This window comes from Bacillus swezeyi (assembly GCF_001969815.1).
GTDB lineage: Bacteria > Bacillota > Bacilli > Bacillales > Bacillaceae > Bacillus > Bacillus swezeyi.
In genome coordinates this window covers 176,516-193,329 of sequence record NZ_MRBK01000003.1, presented here as the reverse complement: position 1 = coordinate 193,329, position 16,814 = coordinate 176,516, and the positions used below count along the sequence as shown (strand labels likewise).

Below are 16,814 nucleotides of genomic sequence, written 5' to 3'. Positions count from 1 at the left end.
GGGAGCGATGTCCCGAAAAAACAGGCTACCGGCACTGAAATTTCTTTCTAAACGACATGAAAGCCCCCTAAAGGCAAAGGGGGCTACAGAATGGTACGGGCCGGCTCCTGACCCAGCATTTGCTCGATTTCGTTCTTTTCGTTCAAAACGGCAACCTTTGGCTTGTGCGTCTTTGCTTCTTCCTCAGACATCATCGCATATGAAACGATGATTACGATATCCCCTTCTTGAACGAGGCGGGCGGCCGCGCCATTTAAACAAATGACGCCGCTCCCTCTTTCACCGGGAATAATGTATGTTTCGAGCCGGGCTCCGTTATTATTATTTACAATTTGCACTTTTTCATTTACCATCATGCCGACAGCATCCAGTAGATCTTCATCTATTGTCACGCTGCCAACATAGTTTAAGTTGGCTTCCGTCACTCTCGCTCTGTGAAGCTTTCCGCTCATTAACGTACGGTACATCATAAATCCTCCTTTTGATCCAGCGGAATATTGACGATGATATTATCAATCAAGCGGGCTTTTGAGAATTGAACGGCAACCGCTATGATGATTTTTCCACTCAGAGTTTCCATCGTCTCCAGATCGGGATACGAATAAATGTCTGCATAATCGATGACACCGCTCGTTTTTTCTAAAAGGGTGCGGATCTCTTTTTTAATCGCATCAGGGTTCCGCTCTCCTTCGCGAATGAGCCGGGCTCCTTGCTGAAGGGCCTGATAAAGAGCCGGTGCTTCACTACGCTCGCTCGCTGAAAGGTTGACATTTCGGGAGCTTTTAGCAAGCCCGTCGTCTTCCCGCATCGTATCAACCGGAATCAATTCGATATCCATGAAGAAATCATTGAGCAGTCCGTCGACAACAGCTACCTGCTGTGCGTCCTTCATCCCAAAATAAACCCTTGTCGGAGACGTGAGGTTGAATAATTTTGTCAGCACGGTTGCAACCCCGTCAAAATGCCCTTCCCTTGAACGGCCGCAGAGGACGTCCGTTCTTTTTTTGACATTTACGATGACCGTTGATTCCTGCTGATACATTTCTTCGGCGCCTGGTGTGAACAGCACATCCACCCCGCCTTCTTCCGCAAGCGTCCGGTCCCTTTCAAGATCTCTCGGATATGCGTCATAATCTTCTCCTGGACCGAATTGCATCGGATTGACAAAAATGCTCATGACCACAATGTCATTATCTTTGCGCGCTTTTTTCACAAGAGACATGTGACCTTCATGAAGAAATCCCATCGTCGGCACAAAACCGATTGTTTTTCCTTTTTTTCGATAATTTTTCGCTAGCTTTTGAATATCTTTTGCTGTATGGACTTCAATCATGTTTATTTTCCTCCGTATAACCCTTCAAGCACTTGCTGATCGATGTGGAAGGAATGGACATCTTCAGGGAAAAAGCGGTTTTTGACATCTTTGACATAACCAGATAGCGCTTCTTCGATCGGCGGATCGATTTGAGCATACTGCTTCACAAATTTAGGCGTACGGCTGACCCCGTGCCCGACAACATCATGATAGACGAGAACCTGTCCGTCTGTGCCAGCGCCTGCTCCGATGCCGATGACAGGGATCGATAGCTCTTGCGAAATCCGTTCGGCAAGAGCCGCAGGGACGCATTCAAGTACGAGTGCTATAGCTCCCGCTTCTTCACAGCGTCTGCTGTCGTCAATCAGTTTTTGGGCGCTTTCTTCATCTTTCCCCTGAACTTTATAGCCTCCCAGGACACCGACAGATTGAGGGGTCAGTCCTAAATGGCTGACCACGGGGATTCCGCCCCGGGTTAAAGCCATAATCGTGTCAAACACGCCGTCGCCGCCTTCAAGCTTCAAGGCATCTGCCCCGCTTTCCTGAACGATTGACATGGCGTTTTTCAGCGCGCTTTCCTGAGAACAGTGATAGGACATAAAAGGCATGTCGGTCACGATAAATGTATCTTTAGCACCGCGTTTGACGGCCTTTGTGTGGTGGATCATGTCCGCGACCGTGACAGATACAGTCGAGTCAAGGCCGAGCACGACCATTCCGAGAGAATCTCCGACAAGGATCATGTCCACTCCCGCTTGTTCGGCAAGCTTTGCCGCCGGGTAATCATAGGCCGTCAACATGACGATAGGTTCCCCTTGCTGTTTCATTTTTAAAAAATCAAGCTTTGTCTTCAAGTTTTTTCTCCTCCTCTTATTCAGAGGAGATGAGCTGCCGTTTTCCATCATGCATCTTTTTCGGACAGTAAAAAAACCTTCCGCTAAGAAAGAAGGATTTTGATCGTCCTCAAGAGATCGGCAAGAATCATCCCTCTGTCCCAGTCCTTTTTGGATCAAGGCAGACTGTGTTTTTATCAGTAACATTTAATTCCAGGTGCAGCTCCTAAGGATACTGCCCAACCGAAGTATACCAAAAACCCCGCGTTCGTTCCAACTATGACGGACTGATTTCGATATCGGCGGAATATATTTTTTGAATGCCATCACTTGTTTCCAATAGCAAAACGCCCTCATCGTCTATGCCAAGCGCTTTTCCATGAAACGTTCCATTCAGCGTCCTCGCGGTCAAATTGCGGTGCAGAGTCAACGCATAGCTCTCCCATAGAAGCTTGATCGGCTGAAAACCGTGTGCGATATAATCGCTGTATCTTTTTTCAAATGTTAGGAGAATCGTCTGAATCAAGGCTGCTCTATCGACCTTTTTTCCGCTCGCCAGGCGCAGGCTTGTAGCCGTCTCCTTTAATTCATCGGGAAAGTCGCCTTCCAGCTGATTGACATTGATGCCTGTTCCGACAATGACGGAGTGGACTTGGTCCGCTTCAGCCTGCAGTTCGGTCAGGATTCCGACCGTTTTTTGACCGCCGATTAAAATATCATTCGGCCATTTAATTTCCGCGCTTATCCCCGTTTGCTCCTCGATTGCCTGTACAATGGCGACAGCGGCTAAAAGAGTCAGCTGAGGGGTTTTTTGAACGGGAATTTCCGGCCTTAAGATGATGCTCATCCAAATTCCGTTGCCTTCCGGGGAGTGCCATGCTCTCGCCATTCTCCCCCTTCCTTCCGTCTGTTTGTCGGCAACGATGATCGTGCCTTCCTCCACCCCGTTGTTCGCAAGTTCATGAGCGATTTTCTGGGTCGAAGGCACGACATCTTGAAAATAAATGGTTTGTCCCATTTTTTCCGTTTTTAAGCCGAGCCTGATTTCGTTTTCACTGATTTTGTCAGGCTTTTTTTTCATCTTATAGCCGAGCTTCCTGACGGCTTCAAGTTCATAGCCTGATTTTCTTAAGTCCTCGATATGCTTCCAAACCGCCGTTCTGGAGCATCCAAGCTCTTCGCTGATTTTCTGGCCCGAGATGAATTCACCGTCAGCCTCTGTAAACAATTGAATCAGTTTTTTTCTCAAATTTGATTGCATGAATCCAGCCACTCCTCTATGGCTTTTTTTTGATTGGCGAGTTCACCGTTTAAAACGGCCCGCTCAATTCGTTTTAAATCATCAGCTACCCATTTCCCAGGCGGCTTTTCCCTGACGCGCAGCAGATCGCCGCCGGTCACGGCCAAATCTTTCAAACTTTTGATCGGAAGCGCCTGATACGCCTTCCTCACTTCAGCCAAACGGCGTTCATCAACGGCTTGATCATCCTTCAGCATTTGAATCGCACATGCAGAAATCAGCGTTTCTTCTCCCGCCTCGTACATGGCAAGCACGTCCCATTGCTGGTCAATGCGGCCCGCAACCTGAGCCGCTTGCTTGATGACTTTTCCGGGAAGCTTCCACGCCTTTAAAAAATCGTGAGCTTCAGCTGTACCGATCGACATCATGAAAATGAAGGCCGCCCAGACGTCCGCTCTTTTTTCCAGCTTAAAAAAAGGAAAGCCGCCGGCTGTCAGAATGCGCTCCTTTTTGTGCGCCAATCCCGGAAGCTCTGTGTAAAGTCCTGTCTCAGCCACTGCCTTAAGCGCCTGACCAGCGGCATTTCCTTTTAAAAGCTTTTCAAATTCAACCGTTTTACGCTCTGTGGAGATATGCGCCAGCAGATGGCCATTTTCACAAATCGCTTTTTTTGTACTTTGAGAAAGCGTAAATTCCAGCTGGCTCATAAAACGGAGCGCCCGCAGCATACGGAGCGCGTCTTCGTGAAAGCGCTCCGCCGGGTCGCCGACCGTTTCAATCAGCTTTTCTTTTATATGCTGCCGGCCTCCAAAATAATCGATCAGCCGACCTTCCGCATCCATAGCCATGGCATTGATCGTCAGGTCGCGCCGCTTCAAATCTTCCTTCAGCGACTTAATAAACTGAACACCGCTCGGCCTTCTGAAATCCTCGTATTCAAGCTCTGCTCGAAACGTTGTCACCTCATAAGATTCACCGTCAAAGAGAACAATGATCGTTCCATGTTCTTTGCCGACATCGATCGTTTTCGGAAAAATACTTTCAATCTCTTCCGGAGGTGCGTCAGTTGCGATATCCACATCACCTACAGGGCGGTTCATGTACGTGTCCCTTACCGCTCCGCCTACAAAGTAAGCCTGCCAGTCGTGTCTTTTCAGCTCATGAAGGAGAGGAAGAGCCTTTAAAAAGAGATCCTCCATTGTCACACTCCCAGTCTATTAATTGTCGATAAACATCTTCATACTGGCTGATGATATGGCTTGAAGAAAAACGCTCTTTGATGTTTTTCAGCGCTGCTTCCGCAAAGCGGCGGTGCAGCCTGTCATCCGTCAGCAATTGAAGCGCCTTTTCGGCCGTATCTTCAACATCGCCTACATTCACCAGATAGCCGGACGTTCCGTCTTTTATCACTTCGGGAATGCCCCCGATGTTAGTGCCGATGCACGGAACGCCGCAGGCCATTGCTTCAAGCAAAACAAGGCCGAAGCTTTCTTTTTCAGATAAGAGCAGCTTTAAATCGCTGATGGCGTAAAGCTCTTCTACACTGTCTTGCTTGCCTAAGAACAGCACATCGTCTTTTATGCCGAGCTGCCTGACAAGCTGGCATATGACGGTTATTTCAGGCCCATCCCCGACCAGGATCAGCTTCGCTTTCATTTGTTTGACAATTCGGCTGAATACATGGATCACATCCTGTACACGCTTCACCTGTCTGAAATTCGAGACATGGATGACCACTTTTTCATCCGGGGCAATCCCGTACTGCTCTTTCAAGGAATGCTGTTCCTGTTTTAAATAGACCCGCTCATCGACAAAATTATAGATCGTTTCGATCTTTTTGTTCGGCTTGATTAAGTCATAGGTTTGAGCTGCGAGAGCAGAAGAAACTGCTGTGACACGATCAGAGGATTCAATCGCAAACTTGATCAGATCCTTTAAAGACGGGTCATAACCGAGAACTGTAATGTCTGTGCCGTGCAGTGTTGTAACTGTCTTAATATTTCCGTCCAGCATTTGTTTTGCCAAAAAAGCGGAAATCGCGTGCGGCACCGCGTAATGGGCATGCAGAACATCAAGCTGCTCCCGCTTTGCCACCTCCGCCATTTTGCTGGCCAAAGCCAAATCATACGGCGGGTACTTAAACACGGCATATTGATTGACTTCCACTTCATGAAAATAGATGTTGGAATACACTTTATTAAGCCTGTACGGAACGCTTGATGTAATAAAATGAATTTCATGTCCTTTTTCCGCCAGCAGTTTACCGAGCTCTGTCGCGATGATTCCTGATCCGCCTACACTCGGATAACACGTGATTCCGATTTTTAATTTTTTCATCATCCGCCCCCAAATAAATCGTTGTTTAACAAAAGTGTCCGCTTGGAGAAGAAACCTTCCGCGTATGCGACGCCGGCTTCTTTTCCAAGAAGCTTTTCCCGGGCTTCGACCGTTTCAATATAGCCGTTCGTCAGCGGGGTTTCCACCGACTGTTCCGAACGGCTGAACTGGCTTTGATATGCACCGAGACTCTCTTTTTTTTGAGCCATCGTCTCAGAAATATCGATGACAAATTCAGGTTTATGAAAGCCGTTGATCATATAGTAGTACATATTTTGCACTTTATGGGCCGGCTGTTTTTTTGCATCTTCATATTTATGTATTCCGGCGGAAAAAACCGCTTCTTCGACGATTTCCGCCGCATGTCCGTGATCCGGATGCCGGTCTTTTTGATATGGAACAAAGACAAGCTTTGGCTTATACATCCGAATGACGGAGACAGCTTCCATAACGGCTGCCTGGTTGAGGAACAGCCCCCTGTCAGGCAGGGCAAGGGAAATCCGCGGACTGGCGCCTAAAATTTCCGCGGCCAGCGCTGCTTCATTTTTTCTCGTTTCGACCGTTCCGTTTGAAGACAGTTCAGCCTGGGTTAAATCGCAGATTCCAATTCGAAAGCCCTTCTTAGTATATTTGGCGATGGTTCCCCCCATGCCGATTTCTACATCATCGCTATGCGCGCCGAAAGCCAGTATATCAAGCATCTTGATCCCCGCCATGAACCATTTTTCTGAATTCAAATGCGCCTTCCTCAACAGATCGGATCAAAATTTCCGCCGTCCCCATATTGGTCGCAAGCGGGATTGCATATACGTCAGACAAACGAATTAATGCAGAGACATCCGGTTCATGCGGCTGAACTGTCAGCGGATCTCTCAAAAAGATCACAAGATCGACTTCATTCTTTGCGATCAGTGCGCCGATCTGCTGGTCCCCGCCAAGCGGCCCGGATTGAAAACGCACGACCGGCAGCCCTGTCGCTTCGGTAATTTTTGTACCGGTCGTTCCCGTCGCAAACAATTCATGCTTATTTAAAATGTGTTTGTAAGCCGTTGTCAGCTGAATCATATCCTGCTTTTTTCGGTCATGGGCAATTAAGGCGATTTTCATTGCGATTTCCCCCTTTGTTTTGTTACTCTATTATATTTTCGAGGCCGTAGACAAGCTGGTCGATTTTCATCACTTGTTCAACAGCCAGCTTCACACCGGACATAAAGGATGCTCGATTGTATGAATCATGACGTATTTTAAGGGTTTGTCCGTCTCCTCCAAACATCACTTCCTGGTGGGCGATCAATCCCGGCAGGCGGACGCTGTGCAGGCGGATTCCGTTTTGGTCTGCGCCCCTTGCCCCCGGCAAAATTTCTGTTTCATCCGGATGCCCCTGTTGTTTCGCTTCGCGTACAGCCGAAATCATTTCCGCTGTTTTCAAAGCTGTTCCGCTCGGCGCATCAAGCTTTTGATCATGGTGCTGTTCAATGATTTCGATATCGGCAAAATAGCTGGCAGCCATCTGCGAAAATTTCATCATGAGGACGGCTCCGAGCGCGAAGTTTGGCGCAATAATCGCACCGATTCCTTTTTCGTCCGTCAGCTCCATCAGTTCGCTCAAATCGCTTTCAGAAAAGCCTGTCGTGCCTACTACAGGACGGACGCCGTGCTCCAAAGCGATTTTTGTATGAACTTTGCCGATTTCAGGCGTTGTCAGATCAATGAGCACATCTGGATTTGTTTCTGAAAAGCATTCGTGTATGTCCGTATAAATGACGGCATCTGAACGGCATGGTAAAACATCTGACAGTTTGTCACGGTTATATGTACGGTCTATTGCACCGGCAAGCTTGAAATGAGGGGTGTCTTCAACAAGCTTGACAGCCTCGCTTCCCATTCTTCCGCGCGGTCCGGCGATTACGATTTTGATGGTTTCCTTTGACATGTGAATCTCCTCTACTTTCCTTCTTCTTTTCTTGTCCAGCGGTTTTTGTCACGGGTGTTGAATTTCTCCATGACCATATCATGTGCTTCATCCAATGATATATGAAGCGAATTGGCTAAACAAACTAAAACAAACAGCACGTCGCCAATTTCTTCTTCCATCTTTTTTTCAGCTTCGGTGTTTTTCTTCGGTTTTTCACCGTAATGATGATTGACTTCCCTGGCGAGTTCGCCGAGTTCTTCTGTCAGCCTGGCCATCATTGCAAGCGGGCTGAAGTAGCCCTCTTTAAATTGGCCGATGTATTCATCAACCTCACGCTGTATATCTTTCATCGTTTTTTCTTTCGTCATACGGTAAAACCTCCTGTCATCTCTTACATGTTAGCGAATTCAAACAAGTTTGACAAATGTTTAAAACGGGTTTGCTGTTTTGAAATGGATACACTATAATATTAACGCCAGCTTATGGAAGGAAAGGGGTTTTTTTATGTTCGGAGACATCAGAATGAAAAATGTCTTGTTTATATTAGCAGGAGCCGCTGTTTTTTCCTTTGGACTCGTTCATTTTAATATGCAGAACAACCTGTCAGAAGGCGGTTTTACCGGCATCACCCTGCTGCTTTATTTTCTGTTTCATATCGATCCTTCCATTTCCAATCTGGTGTTGAACATTCCGGTTTTTATTATCGGCTGGAAGCTCTTAGGGAGAACGGTTTTTATGTATACGATTCTAGGAACCGTCAGCCTGTCTATGTTTTTGTGGATTTTTCAGCGCTTCCAAATACATATGCCGCTTCAGCATGATCTCGCGCTGGCGGCGCTTTTTGCCGGCGTATTTATCGGGACTGGATTGGGAATTATTTTCAAATACGGCGGAACGACAGGCGGCGTCGATATTATCGTACGGCTCATCAACAAATATTTTCAAGTGCCGATGGGAAAAGCCATGTTTGTCTTTGACGCCTGCGTGATTACACTGTCTCTAATTTTTTACCTTTCCTATAAAGAGGCGATGTACACGCTAGTTGCCGTATTTGTTGCTTCCAAAGTGATTGATTTCATGCAGGAAGGCGGATACGCAGCAAAAGGCGCCACCATTATCTCTGAAAAGAACGAGCAGATCCAGCAAAAAATCATCGAGGAAATGGAAAGAGGCGTGACCGTTTTAAAAGGCCAGGGATCTTATACAAAAACAGAGCGCGATGTTTTATACTGCGTCGTCCCGAAAAATGAAGTTTTTCTATTAAAAAATGTGATTACTTCCGTCGATCCCCATGCCTTTGTTGCTGTCAGCGATGTTCACGATGTATTGGGAGAAGGCTTTACACTAGACGAAAATAAAAATCCCATTTCCCGCTGATTCCATCAAGCAAAAAGAAGCTCGCGATCAGCAGAGCTTCTTATTTCGGCCAATCTTTTTCTCTTTTTTTGTGCCTGTCCCCTTCAGCTTTATACTTTCTGAATCCCACGTATGTCAGCGTGGAAAGGATGATGCTTCCGGTTGTCAGGATGACCCATAAAAGGGAGGGGTCTGCATCATCTTCTTCTACTTGATTAAACACATCTTCCAAGTCTTTTTCCAGCAGCGTCAGACGTTCAAGCTTGCTGCTTTCCGTCATTTGCTGAAAATCTCTGTGCTCGACAACTTCAATATGGTTGGAGACACTTCTCAATTGTTTTGGCGAAATATCAATCGTTAAACTCGGATAAATCGTATCATACAATGACAAAAAATGATTCCACTGTTCCCGAAACGTCAGATTGTCTTCTTTTTGAATATCAGCCTTCAGCGATCTAAAGGAATCCATAATCGGTTTTTTCAAAGAGCCCCAGAGCGGGTCATGATCGGATTCGATCGCGTCCATCAGCATTCTAAACTGTGCTGCGGCCTTAAACTTGACTTTTTTCTCCGTCTCTTCGCTTTCCAGGCTTTTCAGCATGTCGTGGTGTGCCAAGCTGACCTGGCGAATCTCGGACCCTGTCATCACATCTTCTGTCCCGTCTCTCTCTGCTGCTTTCAGCCGCTCTTCAAAATAATGAAGAATCTGAACTGCTTCGTCATACTGAGACTGTCTTGTTAGCTGGAATACCGTATCAGACAGCTCGGTCAATTCCTGTAAAGCGGATGATTCTTCGGCTATCAAACCGTCCGCAGGAAACATAAGCACAAGCAGTATGCAAAGGATCACCTTTCGTATCATTTACGGTCCCTCCTACTCCTTCTATTAAAGAATATGAAGAGAGGGACAAGGTTAGACCAAGATTGTTGACCGAAGCTTACAGCTTAAAAGCTTTCCGTGACAGCACAAAATAATATGCCAGACCGATCGATGCGATGCTGAGCCAAAACGTAAAATAGCCGATTTGCGGCATGTACTGGGTAAGCATCGAATAATTTGGCATCATCCCGAACACATAATCAATGATGTCATTATGCAGTGTCCAAACTGCCGCAAGCGCCAAATGCCATCCTTTAAACCGGTAATGCGGCGCATACAGAACACCCTGGACAGCCATCGCAAAATGAGATGCGATCAGCATATATCCGGTCCAATGAAGGCTTCCTGTCGTCACAAGCACAAGAATATTCATGACAACGGCCCACAGCCCGTATTTGACAAGCGTGACAAGCGCAAGCGCTTCAAACAGAGAAGCATTTCTTTTGAATAAAAGACCGATCAAAACAAATAAAAAAAATAAGGTCGCTGTCGGGCTGTCCGGAACAAAGATCAGAAATTTTGCCGGTGTATCCATCAGCTGCGGAAGGTACCAATAATATCCGTATACGGTGCCGAAAAAATTAATGATCAAAAGCAGGGCAAGCATCGGTTTTTGTCCGAGTATGTAGGAAATCAATTTCACAGCAATCAACTCACAGTCTCTTTAAATAAAAAAAGCCGGCGCCGAGTTCGCTATTCTGACCTCAAACCACACGGCAGGATGCAGACGCCCTCCGGCTTCTGCACCTTCTTAGGAAGCGCAGCCAAATGTTAAGAGGCCATCGACATAGTCGACAGCCTCGAGAGGCTGACCAGGCGTCAGCTTCAGCTCTATCATGAGTATAGCCTGCCTTTATCATCTTGACAACACTTTTACTTCGCTGTTGTTTCCGAGATGAACTTAGACAGTTCTTCCAGCTCTTTATCAGAACCCTTAAAAACGTCGGCAGGCATTTCTCCTTTTCCTTCCTTGGCGATTTTCGCAATTTCTTCCGGAGACAAGCCGTTATCGACGAGAGACGGTCCGGCAGCTCCTCCCTGCATGTTATCTCCGTGACATGAGATACAGCCTTGCTCCTGATAAACTTTAAATCCTGCTGCACTTGTATCAATATCAGCCTCTTCCTTGATTTTGCCCTGCTCCTCAGCAGCGGCCCAATCGTGGGTGGCAACGGACTGCCATGTTAAGAAAACCGATGCCGCCAGCGCCGAAAGCATTAGACCTACTGCAACCGGGCGTTTATACGGCCTTCTCTCAGGACCTCTGTCGAGAAACGGCGCCAGTAAGAGCGCGCCGAAAGCAATTGACGGAATAACAATGGCGCCGACCACCGTATATGGTCCAGCAGCATATTCATACTTGAGCAATTGGTACAGAAATAGAAAATACCAGTCCGGCAAAGGTATGTAACCGGTATCTGTCGGATCGGCCATCCGCTCCAGCGGAGGCTCATGAACGACGGTCAGCACAAGAAAACCGATCAGAAAAACCGCTCCTACGAGCCATTCTTTCAGCAGAAAGTTCGGCCAGAACGCTTCCGTTTTTCCCGGAAATTCCGAATAATCTTTTGGAATATTCGGTTTTCTTTCGGCCGGAATCCTTGAATCTCCGACAAACTTCATCCCTTTTCCCCTTTTCATGCCATCCCCTCCTTCTTTTTATGTCGTCATTTTACAGCGGGCCTGAAATACCTTGCTTGCGTATCATAATAAAGTGTGCAGCCATAAGGCCGAAAAGAGCGGCTGGCAGGAAAAAGACGTGTATGGCAAAAAAGCGCGTCAACGTCTGGGCGCCGACAATATCCGGATGACCGGCAAGCAGCGTTTTGATTTCCGGACCGATCAGCGGCGTCGCTTCAGCGATCTGCAAACCAACCTTCGTCGCAAACAGAGCTTTCATATCCCAAGGCAAAAGATAGCCTGTAAAACCTAAACCGAGCATGACAAAGAAGATCAGCACGCCGACAATCCAGTTCAGCTCCCTCGGTTTTTTATAAGCCCCCTGGAAGAAAACCCTCAGCGTATGAAGGAACATCATCACGATGACCAGGCTCGCCCCCCAATGGTGCATTCCCCTTACAATCTGTCCGAATGCTACTTCATTTTGCAGATAATAAACCGATTCCCAGGCATTTTTAATGTCCGGAACGTAATACATCGTCAAAAACATGCCGGAAAGCACCTGAATCACTGTTACAAAAAACGTCAGTCCCCCAAAGCAATATACAAAAGCTGAAAAATGGTGTGCGGGATTTACGTGTTCAGGAACTTCATGATCGGCAATATCCCGCCAAAGCGGTGTAATATCGAGTCGTTCGTCAACCCAGTCATAAATTTTGTTTAGCATGATCACCCATCCTTCCTCGGCATGGCTTTTCCTAAGTAAAGATAGCCGTCTTTAACCTCTTGCTCATAGTGGTCTAGAGGAGCAAGCGGCGGAGTTCCGGGTACATTGGTACCATCCTTTTCATAAAGCCCGTAATGGCACGGACAAAAGAACCTGTTCGGATTTTTAGGATCGCTGTTCCAGTTAACCGTACACCCCAAATGTTTACAAACCGGTGATAAAGCTACAATTTCTTCCCCATTTTTGAAAACCCACGCCGACCTCGATTCTTCAGACTCGTACCAAGCATCCACTTGCTTGATCTTGAAGTCGAAGCGCTGCGGTTCATTCGTCAGTTCATCAACGCTGACAACCTGAACCATGTCCTGATCCTCAGTCGGTCTTAAAACCGGATCGAGCGCGAAGCGAACCATAGGCATGAGCATTCCGGCCGCCATAAAACCGCCGACGCCAGTCAGCGTATAGTTTAAAAATTGACGTCTGGATACCCGATGTCTTTTTTCGCTCATCTTCATATCCCCCCTCAAGTCCCCAGCTACAATATAACTGAAATAGAAAAAAATTCATGAAACTAGGACACCCTCATAATATATCAATATTTTAGGAAGGTCAACATTCCCAAAATCATTATACAAAGGAAATGTAAGTGTTTTTATTAAGAGTTCCAATATTGTAACAAAATGTTCAATATTTGCTCTATTTGGTCTTCCAAAAGCTTTTGCTTTAAAGAATCTTTCATATGTTCGAGAGGAATCGCCGGAATCCAGAGCAGTTTTTGCTCATCTTTGAGGACTTGCTTCCACTGTTCATCAGTCGTTAAAAAAACAGTGTGCCGAAAATGCTTTTCCGACATTTCTTTTAAATCAGCAATATCCTTGACTGATTTCTCATCAGCCTGTAAATATGTATAAGGCGGAAACAGATAGACGCGGCCTTTCAGCTGCCTCTCAAGTTCTTCTGCCAGTATAGACGTGAATTCTCCTTTTGATACGGCCGATTTAAACTGATCTCCCAATTGAACCGAAATCAGCGGAATGACGGCTGTATCGATATATTCTTTTGCGTTCAGATAAACATCCGCATCTTGCGCATTCCATTTCACTCTTTTTCCTCCCCTTTTTGACAGCGCTTACTCCATAGCTGAACAAGCCTTGCGTTATGCAAGGCTTGATTAGCGGCGGATCTATCGCAGCTGGTTCAGTTGTTTAGCTAGTTTTTCGAAGCTTTCTTTATCTTGGCGGTCAAGCGCTTCGTCTATTTCCCGCAGCAGTTTTTGTCTCTGAAAAGTGGAGATGGAGTGCTCCAAAATCTGTTCAGCGACAATTTTATCTTTTTCATTTTCGTAAAGGTCTTTCGGAATATGCGGATTGGCTTCCAAAACAGCCGCGTATTCCGGAGAGTTATAGGCTGAGCGGAAATTCAGCTGGATGAAAAGATCCTGCTGCTTATTCAGCCTGATATCATGAAATGATTTTTCTGCATCAGTTGTCATGACATTTTCTTTATAAAAACGAAAAGGCACTTCTTCAACGCAGTGGGTGGACATGATAATACCTCTTGGGCAAAATTCGGCCTGCTCGACAAAATGCACTTTCTCCATTAGCGAGTCATGGCTCATTAAATAATTGAGAATCCATACACATTCTCTTCGTTTTAGCTGATAGTGGTTTAAAAACCAGCGGATAAAATCTTTTTTTTCATTGACAGAAACAGGGGTCTGCATGTTATTCCCTCCTCTATCGCCTCTTGTGTATTACTTTAATAATTCCACACAAACCGATCATATCCTGCTTATTCAAAGGAATTTTCATCTTCTATTCGGAAAATCGTCTCTTGGACCTCCTCATTTGCGGGGTCAAGCTCAGCCAGTTTTTTCAGAAGCGGCAAAGCTTCTTTGCGTCTCCCTTCTTCCAGCAGAAACCCTGAATACTCGTAGAGAAAGTCTCCGTCCTCCTGAAAATGCAAAAACGCGTTCTCGTATTCCTGCCGGGCTTTCCCGTACTCTTCTTCCTGCGCGTAGGCTGAAGCCAGGAACCAGCTGAATTTAGGATCGTCCTCACCGTATTTGCGGACTTCATGAACAAGATCAATGATCGCCTCATGGTCTTCTTCTTCAAGAAAAAGAGCAAGCAGGTTGTGGACGGCTTCAATATATCCGGGATCAAGCGCCAGCGCTTCGCGAAGCAGATCTTTCGCTTCCGAATGCCTTTTCGTTTTTAAGGCTGCTTTCGCTGCAGAAAGATACAGCTCTTTATTGAATTCGTCTACGCCGATCCCTTCCTTGGCCGTTTCAAATGCCTCCTCGTAAAGCCCTTCTGCTTCATAGCTGTTCGCTAGAGGCTTATAAAGCGAAGAATAGGCCGGATCCATTTCTTTGAGCTCTGTTAATTGTTTGATCGCAGTTTTAGAATACCCCGCTTTTAAAGCGGTAAAACCAAATCCAAACAGTGTATTGGGCTCCGGGTTTTCCCGGACGGCTTTTTCATACCATTCGAGCGCTTCTTCAAACTCCCCTGACGAACTTAATGATTCGGCCAGCCTCTGATAAAGATTGACACCTCCGATGACAGCTTCTTCGCGGGCCGCTTTTTTGAATTGCTGCACCGCTTTTCCGTAGGCTCCCTGAGTAAAATACAGCTCTCCCAAAGCAAAGTCGATGACCGGTTCATCTGTCAAAATCGATTTCGCCTTCAGCAGTTTTTGCTCGCTGACTTCAAACAGCCCCTGCATCTGATACAGATCGGCCATCAAGAGCAGGCTTTCCGGATATGCCCGGTCTGTTTCCGGAATCGTTTCGAGAACGCTGAGCGCTTTCTCTTCCTGATCGGTTTCAATAAGGAGCTCGGCATAAAAACAAGTCAGTTCTGTTTCTTCGGGATAAAGTTCATGCAAATCATTCACAATGGCAATGGCCTTATCAACAATTCCCCATTCGTAGTACAGCTGGGCTGCTACCAGTTTGTCTTCATCATGAAGGTCAGGCTCGACATCAGCAAGTTTTTTCAATCCGCTTTCAGTATGGCCTGCTTCAACTAATTTTATGGCTTCTTGAATTGAAGTATTCAAATCTAAACGTCCCTTTCTTTCGTCAAATCGTCGCCTGCATCTTTCGCCGGCAAATCGCGGTGAGATATTTATTATCATAATTCACGGAAGTGCCTGCCGGCAAATATGTTGCCCTGACATTTTTTGAAGAAAGCGGATTTCAAGTCTGCTTAAGACAAGCTATGCCGCGAGCTTTGATTATATGTTAAAAACCGGGCCGCCCGGCGTTTGCAGGCAAAAAAGCCTGAAGCACAGGGCTTCAGACTTTTTGAGCCAGCTTTTCGATATGTTCAAAAAATGTCGGATACGATACGCTTACGGCTTCCGGGTGCGAAATGTCGATCGGATTCTCACAAATGCAGGCTGCGATTCCAAGCATCATCCCGATCCGGTGGTCGCCATGGCTTGAGACTTCCGCTCCTCCTGTCAATGGCGTCTTACCGTAAATCTTCATCCCGTCTTCCGTCGGCTCGATGTGCGCACCGATTTTTTTCAGCTCTGAAGCAACGGTATCGATGCGGTTCGTTTCCTTCACCTTAAGTTCGGCGGCGTCTTTTATAACCGTTGTGCCTTCAGCCTGTGTAGCAAGCAGCGCGATAATCGGGATTTCATCGATGAGCCGCGGAATTAAGTCTCCTGAAATTTCGACAGCTTGTAGAGAAGCGGTTTTTATTTTCAGATCACCATACGGCTCAGCGCTTCCGGCGTCTTTTTTTTCAATTTCGAGATGTGCGCCCATTTTTTTAAGAACATCGATGATTCCGGTCCTCGTCGGATTCAGTCCGACATTGCGAAGGACGACCTCACTGTTCGGGACAAGCGAAGCGGCCGCCAGGAAAAATGCCGCCGATGAGATGTCTCCCGGGACAAAAACATCGGCCGATTTTAATGTCTGCCCTCCGGCAATTGAAACAGATGTTTCATCTTCATCAAGCTTAACGCCGAACATCGACAGCATCCGTTCGGTGTGATCCCTTGACTTGTGCGGCTCAGTCACTGTTGTAGTTCCTTTGGCCTGAAGCCCTGCAAGCAGGATGGCCGATTTAATTTGCGCGCTGGCAACCGGTGATTGAAAATCAATCCCTGCCAGGTTCCCGCCGCGGACAGAAAGCGGCGTATATTCTCCCCCTGCCCGGCCGTCGATTTTTGCCCCCATTTGCTTAAGGGGCTCTGTTACACGCTTCATCGGCCTTTTGGCGATGCTTTCATCCCCCGCTACCGAGCTGTGGAACGGGCGTCCGGCTAAAATGCCGAGCATCAGTCTGATCGTTGTTCCAGAATTCCCAACATCGAGGAGTTCTGCAGGCTCAGACAGCTGATCAAGCCCTTTGCCGTAAACCGTGACATCGCTTTTGTCCTGTTCGATTTCAACTCCCATTTTTTTAAAGCATGCAATTGTGCTTAAACAGTCTGCTCCCGGCAAAAAGTTTTTGATGACCGTTTTGCCTTCTGCAAGGGCGCCGAACATAACAGAACGGTGGGAGATCGATTTGTCCCCCGGGATATGAAGTTCTCCTTTTAGTGAACTGACTTTTCCTCTTTTCAT

The 16,814-nt window shown here is 46.7% G+C and carries 20 protein-coding genes; 1 reads left to right on the top strand and 19 read right to left on the bottom strand.

Going from position 1 to position 16,814, the window contains the following annotated elements; genetic code table 11:
• Positions 1-83: 83 nt before the first annotated feature.
• The 10 genes from panD to BTA30_RS02670 form a co-directional block, all read right to left on the bottom strand.
• Positions 84-467 carry an aspartate 1-decarboxylase gene (gene panD, locus BTA30_RS02715; protein ID WP_076758941.1) on the bottom strand — a complete coding sequence of 128 codons (384 nt, stop codon included), beginning with the start codon at positions 465-467 and terminating at the stop codon, positions 84-86.
• A complete protein-coding gene (panC, locus tag BTA30_RS02710; protein WP_076758938.1) occupies positions 467-1,333 on the bottom strand; it encodes a pantoate--beta-alanine ligase in 867 nt (288 codons plus the stop codon). Before panC ends, panD begins: the two co-directional genes overlap by 1 nt.
• Before the next feature lie 2 nt (positions 1,334-1,335).
• Positions 1,336-2,169: a 3-methyl-2-oxobutanoate hydroxymethyltransferase gene (gene panB, locus BTA30_RS02705; protein WP_076759010.1), complete on the bottom strand. Its 834-nt coding sequence runs from the start codon at positions 2,167-2,169 to the stop codon at positions 1,336-1,338.
• Between the two features lie 256 nt (positions 2,170-2,425).
• Positions 2,426-3,409, bottom strand: coding sequence for a biotin--[acetyl-CoA-carboxylase] ligase (locus tag BTA30_RS02700; protein WP_076758936.1), 984 nt, complete (start codon positions 3,407-3,409; stop codon positions 2,426-2,428).
• Entirely contained in the window at positions 3,394-4,587 is a 1,194-nt protein-coding gene (locus BTA30_RS02695; protein WP_076758933.1) for a CCA tRNA nucleotidyltransferase, read from the bottom strand. The genes BTA30_RS02700 and BTA30_RS02695 overlap by 16 nt, the downstream gene beginning before the upstream one ends.
• Positions 4,547-5,725, bottom strand: a complete 1,179-nt coding sequence (gene bshA, locus BTA30_RS02690; RefSeq protein WP_076758930.1) for an N-acetyl-alpha-D-glucosaminyl L-malate synthase BshA — start codon at positions 5,723-5,725, stop codon at positions 4,547-4,549. Before bshA ends, BTA30_RS02695 begins: the two co-directional genes overlap by 41 nt.
• Complete coding sequence (gene bshB1, locus BTA30_RS02685) at positions 5,725-6,426, bottom strand: bacillithiol biosynthesis deacetylase BshB1 (RefSeq protein WP_076758927.1); 702 nt, start codon at positions 6,424-6,426, stop codon at positions 5,725-5,727. The genes bshA and bshB1 overlap by 1 nt, the downstream gene beginning before the upstream one ends.
• Positions 6,419-6,832 carry a methylglyoxal synthase gene (gene mgsA / locus BTA30_RS02680; protein ID WP_076758924.1) on the bottom strand — a complete coding sequence of 138 codons (414 nt, stop codon included), beginning with the start codon at positions 6,830-6,832 and terminating at the stop codon, positions 6,419-6,421. Before mgsA ends, bshB1 begins: the two co-directional genes overlap by 8 nt.
• Positions 6,833-6,854: 22 nt before the next feature.
• Complete coding sequence (gene dapB, locus BTA30_RS02675) at positions 6,855-7,658, bottom strand: 4-hydroxy-tetrahydrodipicolinate reductase (protein WP_076758921.1); 804 nt, start codon at positions 7,656-7,658, stop codon at positions 6,855-6,857.
• A gap of 11 nt (positions 7,659-7,669) precedes the next feature.
• The gene (locus BTA30_RS02670) at positions 7,670-8,008 is read right to left on the bottom strand and encodes a nucleotide pyrophosphohydrolase (RefSeq protein WP_076758919.1); all 339 of its coding nucleotides are present in this window, start codon (positions 8,006-8,008) and stop codon (positions 7,670-7,672) included.
• A 136-nt stretch (positions 8,009-8,144) separates the two neighbouring features.
• On the opposite strand from BTA30_RS02670, the gene BTA30_RS02665 reads away from it, so the two are divergent.
• Entirely contained in the window at positions 8,145-9,017 is an 873-nt protein-coding gene (locus BTA30_RS02665) for a YitT family protein (protein WP_076758917.1), read from the top strand.
• A gap of 40 nt (positions 9,018-9,057) precedes the next feature.
• On the opposite strand, the gene ypjB is transcribed toward BTA30_RS02665, so the two are convergent.
• The 9 genes from ypjB to aroA form a co-directional block, all read right to left on the bottom strand.
• On the bottom strand, positions 9,058-9,858 hold the full coding sequence (gene ypjB, locus BTA30_RS02660; RefSeq protein WP_076758915.1) for a sporulation protein YpjB: 801 nt from the start codon (positions 9,856-9,858) through the stop codon (positions 9,058-9,060).
• Between the two features lie 76 nt (positions 9,859-9,934).
• Complete coding sequence (gene lhaT, locus BTA30_RS02655) at positions 9,935-10,519, bottom strand: lipoprotein heptaprenylglyceryl N-acetyltransferase LhaT (protein WP_076759006.1); 585 nt, start codon at positions 10,517-10,519, stop codon at positions 9,935-9,937.
• Between the two features lie 230 nt (positions 10,520-10,749).
• Entirely contained in the window at positions 10,750-11,517 is a 768-nt protein-coding gene (locus tag BTA30_RS02650) for a menaquinol-cytochrome c reductase cytochrome b/c subunit (protein WP_076758912.1), read from the bottom strand.
• Positions 11,518-11,548: 31 nt separating this feature from the next.
• Positions 11,549-12,223 carry a menaquinol-cytochrome c reductase cytochrome b subunit gene (qcrB, locus tag BTA30_RS02645; protein WP_006636390.1) on the bottom strand — a complete coding sequence of 225 codons (675 nt, stop codon included), beginning with the start codon at positions 12,221-12,223 and terminating at the stop codon, positions 11,549-11,551.
• A 2-nt stretch (positions 12,224-12,225) separates the two neighbouring features.
• A complete protein-coding gene (locus tag BTA30_RS02640) occupies positions 12,226-12,732 on the bottom strand; it encodes a QcrA and Rieske domain-containing protein (RefSeq protein ID WP_076758910.1) in 507 nt (168 codons plus the stop codon).
• 146 nt (positions 12,733-12,878) lie between these two features.
• A complete protein-coding gene (locus BTA30_RS02635; RefSeq protein ID WP_076758908.1) occupies positions 12,879-13,325 on the bottom strand; it encodes a YpiF family protein in 447 nt (148 codons plus the stop codon).
• Positions 13,326-13,406: 81 nt separating this feature from the next.
• Positions 13,407-13,946, bottom strand: a complete 540-nt coding sequence (locus BTA30_RS02630; RefSeq protein ID WP_026587605.1) for a ReoY family proteolytic degradation factor — start codon at positions 13,944-13,946, stop codon at positions 13,407-13,409.
• A gap of 68 nt (positions 13,947-14,014) precedes the next feature.
• On the bottom strand, positions 14,015-15,289 hold the full coding sequence (locus tag BTA30_RS02625) for a tetratricopeptide repeat protein (protein ID WP_076758904.1): 1,275 nt from the start codon (positions 15,287-15,289) through the stop codon (positions 14,015-14,017).
• Positions 15,290-15,527: 238 nt separating this feature from the next.
• A complete protein-coding gene (aroA, locus tag BTA30_RS02620; RefSeq protein WP_076758901.1) occupies positions 15,528-16,814 on the bottom strand; it encodes a 3-phosphoshikimate 1-carboxyvinyltransferase in 1,287 nt (428 codons plus the stop codon).